Here is an 11,066-nt window from a genome sequence, read left to right as displayed (position 1 = left end):
ACGTCGCCCAACGGGTTGATCAGCCTCACCGTCGGCGACGGAAAGTGGATCGGCAGGATCAGCGCATCGGTGTCCGCGACGGAGGCGAAGAACTTTCGCCGCGACACCGCCGACTGCTTCGGATCCCGATCCGGTTTCGCCGTCCAGTCCGGCGCGCGGCACCGGATCTGGTAATGCACGAGGCCGCCCGCAACGACCGCGTGCTGGTCGTTCGAGGAGATGTTCACGCAGCAACGACACGGCCAATGCCCCGGCGTCGGGTCGGCGTCACGGTATCATCGCGTAATCGTCGTCGACCAGCAGCGCCTGCCTCTGTTCCTCAGCGGGCGTGCCGGGCGTAGCGACCGCCGGCGTCGCCGTGTAAGGTCTTGCGAACTGACAGTCAGGGACGTCCATGCCAAACCCTCACGTCCTCCTCGCTTGGGAGCTCGGCGCCAACAGGGGACACGTGACGGCCCTGGGCGGTATTGCACGCGCACTGTCACGCCGTGGCGCGCGCGTCACTTTTGCGGTCCAACGGCTCGACGCGATGCGAGCACTGCGTCCCCTCGAGGACTCATGGGTCTTCGTGCAGGCACCGGTTTGGCCGGGCCTGCTGGTCAATGCGGGCTTCGGCGGGCGGCAACCGACTGTGACATTCGGCGACATTCTTGCAATCCTCGGCCTCCGAGATTCCGGCGTTGTCGAATTCCTCGTGCGCGGATGGGACGGCCTTCTCAATGCAACGCGACCCGACGCGGTCGTCGCCGACTTCGCGCCAATGCTGCAACTGGCGGCGCGCAAGCGTCTCCCGGTCGTCGCCACCGGCAATGGCTTCTCGCTTCCGCCGGACCATCTGGAGGCCTACCCTCCGTTGTGGAACTCGCGTCCGACGTTTCCCGAGCGCGAGCTGCTCAATGCAATTAATGTCGCTCTCGAACGATGCGGCAGGCCTGCGCTGGCGCGATTACCCGAGATCATGGCCGCAGAGCGGCGCATGCCGCACTCTCTCGCGCTCTTCGATCCCTATGGCGATGCACGGCGCGACCGCATGCTCGCACCAATCCTCCCGAACTGGAGTCCTTCCCATGTCGCGGAGGGCGATGAGATTTTCGTCTACTTTTCGGAGACTGCTCACGGGGCCGAGCGCATCTATGAGGCGCTCGCGCGATACGGGTCGAGGGTGAGGATACACGTCCCTAATCTCGCCGGAACATACCTGGATAAACTCCGGGCTGCGGGCGTCATCTTCGAACCGCGTCCGCTGAAAATCGTAGATATCGCATTGCGTAGCCGCATCGTTGTTTCCCACGGCGGACTGGGGCTTGTCTCGATGACGCTTGCGGCTGGCCTGCCGCAGCTTGTGCTTGCGCCGGACCTCGAGAAACGCCTCATCGGCGAGACCGTGGCGCGTCTTGGCGTCGGCAGGCTCTTGCCCTGGAGCGATGCTACGGCGGACTCCATCGTCGCCAATATCGATGCGTTGTGTGCTGATGTGAACATACGCCGACGCGCATCGCAGATCGGTCGAACGATTGCCCCGCTCCTTTCGGATGATGCGTCCGAGATAATCGCCGACTCTGTTTTGTCTTTATGTACATAGCCCGTGCACGCGTGATGTTGTTGTTGCGCAGTGCGAGCGGCGCGACATTTCACAAGCTCAGCGAATTTGGAACCCTGTTTGCGATTGCATTAATGCGCGAAGTCAACGTATATTAAATTTTTAGAACTGGCTGCTCGGCATTAATTACTCGGGGAGCCAGGAGCGTTTTCTCTATCTTTAATAATGAAATTGATTGAAAAAAATGGGGTGCGTCTATGGCCGTCACCGCCGCTCAATTTGAATCGCAAATCGACGCTTTTCTCGACAAGATTAGAAACAGCATCGTTTCCGAGGTCAGTAACAGCGACCTTCCACTCATCGGAGCGATCGGAACCGTCGCAGAGAAAGTCGGCGGGGTTGATACTCTCGATCCATTCGCGGCTCTGAAGGTCGAAATACACGATGCGCTTACGCAGGCGCAGAGCGCCGGCGGAAGCCTCGCGGACGCGCTTGTCGCCAAACTCAATGAGATTCCCGGGGTCACCGCGTCGGTTTCGGCAGCCGGCGACATAAGCCTTGCTTTCAACACGACGGTGACGGCCGAGACGGAAGATTTCAATATCGCCGTCGACGAGCTTCCGATCTTCAAGATAAATGCGAGTGGTAACGCCGATTTCAGCGCCAAGCTGCAGGCCCAGATCTCCATCAATTCGAACGGTACGTTCACGATGGTGGATGGCGCGCCGGAGGTCGAAGTTGGCATCGGGGCGAGCTTTTCGATCCAAGATACCGAAGCGGACCTCGGCCTTGCCAAGATCGAGGTCGATGACGCCGACCCAACCAAGGACGAATTTACGGCCACTTTCAAAATTGACGTCGACTACAACGGGACGACATTCTCCGCGACCCCGACGGTCGAGGCGGATGTCGGTCTCGATCTCAAGTTCGAGACGACCTTCCTCGCCGATGTTCTTCCGAAGATTCATGGTGAGCTCACCTTCAGCTTCGGAACCGACGGAAAGACCTTCACTGCGCCGACGCTCGGGTTGGAGCACGTCACCATCAATCTGAAGGAGTATCTCGGTCTCGTTGGCGACACGCTGGGCGATATCGCCAGCATTTTCAATCACGGTGCGCTCGGCACCATCGTCGATATCGCCATGGAGCCCATGCCGGCGCTGAACGGGATCGCCCAGGCGTTCACGCCGCTGCTTGATCAGTTCGACAAAGTCGGCTCGATCAGCGGCGGTGGTGACGGCATCATCACGATCGGCGACCTCGCGGCCTATGCGAATCCATCCTTGCAGCAGCCGATCGGCAATTTCTACCGCGCAGTGAAGATTATCGCCGAACTACGCAAGTTCGCGGCACCGGACGGCTCCGGCGAAATCGACATCGGCGGCGGTTCATTGTTCGGTGGCGCCACGACGTCGAACATCGATCCTGAGGCAGTGATCGATCAGCTCACCTCGAAGATCGGCGCGCTGAGTGGGCTTTCCGACATCGCCAAGGACTTCCTCAAGGTTGTCGACGATCTCCTGCCGCCCGAAGCAACTTCGACCGGCTTCGAGTTCTCGCTGTTCGAGCACCCCGAAACCATTCTCAACATCTTCTTCCAGAACACCGTTCCGGTCGACATCATCAAGTACGACGTGCCAGAGTTCAGCTTCGAGGTGCAAGCGGGTGGCTTCTTCCCGGTGCTCGGTCCGCTCGGCTTCACGCTGAGGGGCGCGCTCGCAGCAGGCATCGACATCGACATCGGCTACGACACGGAAGGCCTGGCAACGAAGAACTTCTTCGATGGGTTCTACTTCACCACCAAGGCGGACAACCCGGATCTGCACGGTCCTAGCCGCCTCAATAAGGCCACGGGCGTGCCATTCGCCTATGAGCCGGTCGGCTGGCTCAACACCAGCATCAGCGGCGGCGCGGCAATCAACTTCGTGGCCGGCGAGGCCGGCGTTGCGGCCGAGTTCGGTTTCAATACGGACGCCTATTTCACGGTCGAGAAGTTCCGTCCCTCCAGTGCCGACTGGGGCTGCGCGTTCGACATCAACGGGCGCGCCTATGTCGACGTCCATCTCTACATCCAGGTCGGATTCGGGCCATTTTCGGTCGAGAAGAACATCTCTCTCGCCGGCGCCACGCTCGCTGATTTCTCGGATTTCGAATGCCCGCCGGAAACCGTGGTGCCCACGGCTTCCGCACCCGGCCTCGCGTCGATGGAGGGAATCGATCTCCAGCTCAATGTCGGCCCACGGGCGAACCTTCGCATCGTCGCCGACAACACCGGCAAGGAAGTTCACCTCGTCGATCCCAACAACCCGGACATTGAAGGCTATGTGATTGCCTTGGCCCGCAAGCCGGATCCGGACGGCGAGGACATTGATCCAAAGGATGATTCCCCGAGAGAAATCGAGCCCGGCTTCCTCGATGTGAACGCGTTCGGGGTCACCCAGCGCGTGGCGATTCCCACCACCATCAGGGCTGACTTCGGCGCCGGAAACGACTTCGTCGTCATCCAGAATGACGTGCACGTCAACAGCGTGATGTTTGGCGGAGCCGGCAACGATACGCTGATCGGTGGTGCCGCACACGACGAACTGTGGGGCGATGACCTCGCCAACACCCAGACAGGCGCGGACTCGCTCTCCGGCGGAGACGGCAACGACATTCTCCGCGGCGGCAAGGGCGACGACACGCTGGAGGGCGGCAAGGGTGCCGACTTCCTCGATGGCGGCGAAGGTAATGATACGGTCGACTACTCCAAGGCCAACCGCGACCTGCCGACACCGACCGGCATCTACATCACCCTGTCCGACTCCGCATACTACGGCTCGGGCGGAGATGCGGAGGGCGATCAGTTTGTGTCGATCGAGCGGGCCATCGGCACCGATTTCGACGACTACATTCGCGCCGACTACGCCCCTTACAATGTGTTCCTCGAAGGCGGCAAGGGCAACGATAACCTGCTCGGCGGCTTCGGGAATGACCTCCTGCTCGGCGGCGAAGGCGCTGACCTGCTGAACGGTGCAGGTGGATTCGTTCCGGCCGGCAGCAACGGCGGCGAGGACGGCACCACCTACATCACCTCCTGGGGTGCGGTGTATATCGACCTCACGCGCGTCAACCAGCTTGGCGGCGACGCCGAGGGCGACAAATTCTATTCGATCGAGGACGTACAGGGGTCGATCAACAACGACAGCTTGCAAGGCGATCAGTTCCGCAACGTCCTGGACGGCAGTAGCGGCGACGACGTTCTGGAAGGCCGCGGTGGATCCGATGTTCTGCTCGGCGGCTTCGGCAACGACGTTGTGCGGGGCGGCGGTGACGGTGACGAACTGCTCGATGGCGGTCCGGGCGGCTACGACACACTCACCTATGCCCATCTGACCGGGCCGGTCACCGTGGATCTCGGGGTCGGCGCGGGTGCGGGTGGCGACAGGATCGGGATGGAAATCCCCGCGCCAGCCGGCGGCCGCGGCATCAGCTCCTTCAACCACCTCATCGGCACGGGCGCGAGCGATTCACTCACGGGCGACCTCGGCTACAATACCATCGAGGGCGGCGATGGAGCCGACTTCATCAATGGCGACGGTGGCGACGACATCTTGATCGGTGGCCGGGGCGCCGACATCATCGTCGGTGGCGCAGGCAGAGACTGGACGCTCTACAGCGACTCCGATGCGGGGGTAACCGTCGATCTGTTTGGCGTCGGGGCCGGCGGGACGGCCGCAGGTGACATATACAATCTCGGCGGTGAGACCGTCGAAAACGTGCTTGGTTCGGCTTACGGCGACACGCTGCGCGGCAATAACCTCGACAACATCCTGGATCCAAACATCTCCGGTCGGGAAGTCGTTGAGACCGTCGACGGACGCGGCAATCGTACCTCCGGCGACGTGCCGGCCGATCTGCCGGGCGACGTCCTGCGTGTCGTCTACTCCGGCTACTATGCGGACGTCGGCCAGGGTGTGACCGGCGGCTTCGCGCTCGGGTCGACGACCGGCGGCCAGCTTACCCGACAGAACGCGACCAACAACGGCCAGCTTGACCAGGTCAACTTCTCGAACATCGAGCGGCTCTGGCTCACCGGGACGTCCAAGGCGGACACGGTCTATGGCGGTCAGTCGGCCGACCGCATATACACCAACAGTGGTGACGACATCGTCATCGCGGGACGCGGCGCGGACGACGTTCACACCGGAAGCGGCAACGATACGGTCGCCTGGGGAACAAACGTCAATCGAACGCTCGACTTTGGCGGCGCCGCCGCATCGCAGCCAGCCGCCTTTCATCTCGACGGCGGCAGCGGCCTCGACACGCTGTCGATCGATCTCTCCTTCACCAGCCAGAACCTGAGGCTGATCGGCCAGGAAGGAACGGCCGAAAATCAGGGCGCGAACTTCTCGATCTCGAATGGTGCCGGCGCCGAGCACTTCGAATATCTAGGCGACGTTCGCACGGGCGCCGGCAATGATCTCGTTGCGCAGCTTGGCGTGCATAACAACCATTTCGACACCGGCGACGGTGAAGACGTCATCCTCTCCGGCCTCGGCTTCGACACCGTCGACGGCGGTCGAGACTCGGTTGGCGATCCGGGACCTTACGGCACCCCGAGCCTCGCCTTTGTTCAAGCTGCTGGCGACCGCCTGTTTCTCGACTATTCGAGTCTCGGATCAGACCAGAATGTGCGCAGTTCGTCCTTCCTCGTTTCAACCGACAAAACGGTCTACTACAGCACGCTCTGGACAAATCAGGGAAGCTACACTGCATCCGCCGTCGGAAATCCGAATTCGGTAACGTCTTCCGTCAACTTCACGGGCATCGAAGGCCTGTCGGTTCTGGGCTCGCAGGGTGACGACGTCCTGAACGGGACGGACACGGTCTTCCGCGATATCGGCTGGCTGGGCGAGAATCGCGGCGGCGATGACCATCTCTTCGGCGAAGGCGGCAACGACATACTGGTTGGCCACGCGGGTGACGACGAGCTGAACGGCGGCGAAGGCAGCGACTACCTCGACGGCGGCGCGAGCGTCGGGATGAACGATTTTACCCAGGTCGACCTCCTCACGGGCGGTACGGGTGCCGATCGCTTCGTTCTCGGCACCGGAAACGGTGCCGCCTATGACGGCGGCCGCGATCTCGACTACGCCGACATCAAGGACTTCGACGCCAGCGAAGGCGATACCATCTCGCTGCACGATGGCGAGGATTATCGCGTCGAGTTCGTCGGCAGTGACGCCTATATCTACGTCCATCACGAGGACTCCGGTGGTTATGGCGGATACGGTGGGTATGGCGGGTATGGCGGATACGGTAGCTATGACGACCTGATCGCAAAGGTCAGGAATGTGAACGGCGATTTCGACCTCAACGCCGATTACATCGTCAGCGACAACGAAGCGTGGGTGCCGAGTTCGTCGCCGTCGGATGGGCTGACGGCACTGTCCGGGCTCGACAGCAGCCGTGGCGCCATGTCGCTCATGTCGCTTTCGACGCTCGCCACACCGTGGATCACCGCGGCCCCGACCGCGACGGCACTGGAGGCGGCGCTGGAAGGCGCGAGCGGTGTGAACGGCACACTGACGGTGGAGGGGAACGCCGAGTCGTTCGCAACGTTCAACGGCGATCCCTTCGGACTGGGCTCAGGCATAATTCTCTCGACGGGTCGTGCGGCGGATCTAGCGGGACCGAACGAAACATCGGGCCCGACGTCGATCGCAGGCAGCATCCCCCTCACCGTCACGCGGGTGGGCGACACCGGTGGCGCGACCATCTACCGAGCCGAGTTGACAGGGCTGGGAATCGACATCAAGTCGCTGCTGATCGAGGACAGTGGTTCAGGCAGGGGCGGCTCTTCAGGCAAGTTCAGCGGTTTCGATCTCGACGCGATCGTGCTGAGCCGTCAGTTCATTGGCAGTACGAACTCCGCCGCCGTCATGAACGGCATCTCGAAGCTGGACGTGTTTGACTACAGCAACAACGGCACTGTGCTGCGGTCGGGCACCATGCGCGACGGAGGCTTTCAAACTGCGGAACTGGACGGTCATACCAACGGCCTGCTAGATGGTCTCGCGACCCTCGGTATATTTGACACCACCGGTCTGGCGTCGGAAGTCGGGCACAGCGTGACGCTCGGGGACGGCGGCGCAATCGGCTTCGATCTGACGACGGCAGTCAGCACCAAGCAGCCGCTCTATCTCTATATCTCCGAAGCGGGCGTGAGCGCGGAAGAGACCGTGCGCGGCTTCGTATCCGCCTCGGCGGACACGATCGAGCGGACCAGCGACCTGTCGACCGACCTGGGCACCGCAGGCTTGGAAGACGACAGCGCCAAGCTCACCTATACCTTCACGCCGAAGCCGGGCGACACCGCATTCTCGTTCGATGCCGTGCTGTTCTCCGAGGAGTTGCCCGAATTCGACGGCAGCGATCTGACCGATATCTTCTCGATCAAGCTCAACGGCGTCGATATCGGCTCGCTGTCGAACGGCGCCGCGCTTTCGATTAAGAATCTCGTCTATTCTGGGTCGGGCGACCTGGTCTACAACCTGCCGACGACAGGACCGTTAGCCGATCAGATCCGCGCGGATGCCTACACGCATACGCTCACGATCAGCGGCCTCGTGATCCCGGGGACCGTCAACACCCTGACCATCGAGGTGCGAGACGATCGCGACGCATTCCTCGACAGTGGCATGCTGATCAAGGAGGGCTCGTTCAAGACCTTCGTCGCGCCAGTGGCCTCGACGCTGGCGAACAACCCGCCCGTGATCGTCGGTCCGAACGACCAGATTCACGTGCCGGAGAACACGAAGGCGGTGACGACCGTGTCGGCATCGGACCCCGATCCGGGACAGACGCTGACCTACGAGATCGTCGGCGGCGCGGATGCCGGCAAGTTCAACATCAACGCCTCCACCGGCGCGATCACCTTCAAGGACGCTCCGGACTACGAAAATCCGACGGATGGCAACGGCGACAACGTCTATGATCTGCTGGTAAAGGTGAAAGACAACAGTGGCGGAAGCGCCATGCAGGACTACCACGTCAAGGTCGACGACGTCGTGGTCGAGAACGTCGCGCCAGTCGCCAGCGGCGATAGCTACGCCACCAACCTGCATCAAGCGCTCCATGTTGCAGGCCCCGGCGTGCTCGCCAACGACACTGACGTCGACAGCGCGCTATTGAGTGCGGTCCTGCAGGCGGGCCCGGCGCATGCGTCGTCCTTCGTCCTCCACGCCGATGGCTCGTTCGATTACACGCCGCTGCTGACATTCACCGGCAACGACAGCTTCACCTATGTGGCATCCGACGGCACGTCGAACAGCACTCCCGTAACCGTCTCGCTCACCGTCAACGACGGGCCCAATGCCTATAACTTCCAAGCGAGTTCGGCGAATACGACCATCAGCCTCAGCGGGACTGCGGGTGCCAGTATCGCCTTCAGTGCGCCGACCGGCGTGCAGAAGCTTGCCGGCGTGGTCAACAATGTCATCGGCGGATCCGGCAACGATACGATCTCCGGCAACAACAATGGCAATATCCTCATCGGCGGCGCGGGTAATGACGTCATCACCGGGGGAAGCGGGAATGACGTCATCAGCGGTGACAATGGAACCAATCGTCTTAAGGGCGGTGCAGGCAGCGACACCTTCGTATTCAAAGAAGGCAACTTCAATACGACCATCGCGGACTTCGACCCGACGAAGGACGTGCTGGACTTCCAGGGTTTCGCTGGCTTGACGGTCGACCAAATCCTTGCTGACAGCAGCCCCGGGAATAACACGGTGATCACGTTGGGGGTCAACGAGCATATCCAGCTGCTCGGCGTAAGCCAGAGCCAGCTGCTAAACCTTCAACCGTTCGAGTTTAATATTTGAGCGACAGTAGAAGATAGAAGCCGAGAAAGTAGTAGAGAGTAACAGGAGAACTTCGATGCCCAGTTTCTGGCTTTGCGTTGGCCGCGCCTTGGCTTCCGTCTGCCTCTTGCTTGTCGTCTGTTTCAGCGGTGAAACCCGTGCCGCTACCATCAATGTGACCGACTGGACTTCAGGTACGACCACCACATCGGTAACCATCAACGGTACGCTTGGTGGCAACCTCGACTTCACGCTGGATCTGCGACAGTCAGGCGATCCGGTGTTCGGCAATTTCCTGATGTCGATTTCCAGTCCCAGCAACGCGAATCTGCTCAACCTGGTGCTCAATTCGTTTCCGCAAACCCCAGGGCCTTCTACGGCCGACGGCCTCTACGGAAACATTACCGCGACGCCGGCGGCGCCGGATACCACGGGGTCCTTGTACGATGTCACGACCTGGAGGGTGGTTCTGGAGGCGAGTGACCTCTTAGGCGGGCCGGTGACGATCAACATCACACCTAACTTGCTACGCGCTGACACGGTCCCCTTTGACCCGTCACCGCTCCTGACCCTGGATTTGAGTGGAGATCTGAGCATCGCAGCGGTCCCTGGTCCGATCGTCGGCGCGGGCCTGCCCGGCCTGGTCCTTGTCTGCGGTGGCCTGCTCGGTTGGTGGCGTAGACGAAGCGCAACCTGTCTGGCGTGATCTAGCCCCTTGCCATCGAGCATCGCCGTTTTGAGATGCTGTGGTGAAAAGCAGTGACTCGACGAAGAGCGCCCATCGGAGGCGGGGTTCGTTTGTGTCTGCGCGCATGATCCTCAAGGAAAACCGCTGCGCACTTCTCCGGATCATGTCCTAGCTCCGCAATCCCGGCGCCTCCTGCCCGGTGCGCGCGACATATTCCGTGTAGCCGCCGCCATATTGGTGGATGCCCTCCGGCGTCAGCTCCAGCACGCGGTTCGACAGCACGCTGAGGAAATGCCGGTCGTGCGAGACGAACAGCATTGTGCCCTCGAAATCCGAGAGCGCGGTGATCAGCATCTCCTTGGTGGCGAGGTCGAGATGGTTGGTCGGCTCGTCCAGCACCAGGAAGTTCGGCGGGTCGAACAGCATCTTGGCCATCACGAGCCGCGCCTTCTCGCCGCCTGAGAGCACCCGGCAGCGCTTCTCGACGTCGTCGCCGGAGAAGCCGAAGCAGCCGGCGAGCGCGCGCAAACTGCCCTGCCCCGCGGTCGGAAACGCATCCTCCAGCGACTGGAACACGGTGCGCTCGCCCTCGAGCAAGTCCATCGCGTGCTGGGCGAAATACCCCATCTTGACGCTGCCCCCTAGCGCCACGGTGCCCTCGTCCGGCTCGCTTGCGCCCGCGACCAGCTTGAGCAGCGTCGACTTGCCGGCGCCGTTGACGCCCATCACGCACCAGCGTTCCTTGCGGCGAATCATGAAGTCGAGCCCGTCATAGATACGCTTTGAGCCGTAGCCCTTGTGCACGTTCTTCAGCGCCACGACGTCCTCGCCCGAGCGCGGCGCCGGCAGGAAGTCGAACGCGACGCTCTGGCGGCGGCGCGGCGGCTCGACCCGCTCGATCTTGTCGAGCTTCTTCACCCGGCTCTGCACCTGGGCGGCGTGCGAGGCGCGCGCCTTGAAGCGCTCGATGAACTTGATCTCTTTCGACAGC

Annotated in this window: 5 protein-coding genes and 1 pseudogene; 3 read left to right on the top strand and 3 right to left on the bottom strand. The window is 61.8% G+C overall.

Translation table 11 applies throughout. The features are described from left to right. Window positions 1-309 (bottom strand): annotated as a pseudogene (locus JHD07_RS02580) (MBL fold metallo-hydrolase); the annotation flags it as partial. Window positions 310-448: 139 nt separating this feature from the next. On the opposite strand from JHD07_RS02580, the gene JHD07_RS02570 reads away from it, so the two are divergent. Then, window positions 449-1,582, top strand: coding sequence for a nucleotide disphospho-sugar-binding domain-containing protein (locus JHD07_RS02570; protein WP_291618615.1), 1,134 nt, complete (start codon window positions 449-451; stop codon window positions 1,580-1,582). Window positions 1,583-1,722: 140 nt separating this feature from the next. Here the strand turns inward: JHD07_RS02570 and JHD07_RS02565 are convergent, their stop codons facing one another. Further along, window positions 1,723-2,652: a hypothetical protein gene (locus JHD07_RS02565; protein ID WP_291618613.1), complete on the bottom strand. Its 930-nt coding sequence runs from the start codon at window positions 2,650-2,652 to the stop codon at window positions 1,723-1,725. Here JHD07_RS02565 and JHD07_RS02560 point away from each other — a divergent pair. Next, entirely contained in the window at window positions 2,569-9,408 is a 6,840-nt protein-coding gene (locus JHD07_RS02560; RefSeq protein ID WP_291618611.1) for a choice-of-anchor L domain-containing protein, read from the top strand. The two genes, JHD07_RS02565 and JHD07_RS02560, sit on opposite strands and share 84 nt — an antisense overlap. Before the next feature lie 55 nt (window positions 9,409-9,463). Further along, the gene (locus JHD07_RS02555) at window positions 9,464-10,093 is read left to right on the top strand and encodes a hypothetical protein (RefSeq protein ID WP_291618609.1); all 630 of its coding nucleotides are present in this window, start codon (window positions 9,464-9,466) and stop codon (window positions 10,091-10,093) included. A 150-nt stretch (window positions 10,094-10,243) separates the two neighbouring features. Here the strand turns inward: JHD07_RS02555 and JHD07_RS02550 are convergent. Continuing rightward, the coding region (locus tag JHD07_RS02550; protein ID WP_291618607.1) for an ATP-binding cassette domain-containing protein at window positions 10,244-11,066 on the bottom strand (823 nt) is incomplete at its 5' end.

Origin of the sequence: Bradyrhizobium sp. (assembly GCF_016462955.1) — a bacterium.
GTDB lineage: Bacteria > Pseudomonadota > Alphaproteobacteria > Rhizobiales > Xanthobacteraceae > Bradyrhizobium.
This window is presented reverse-complemented; position numbering and strand designations above follow the sequence as displayed.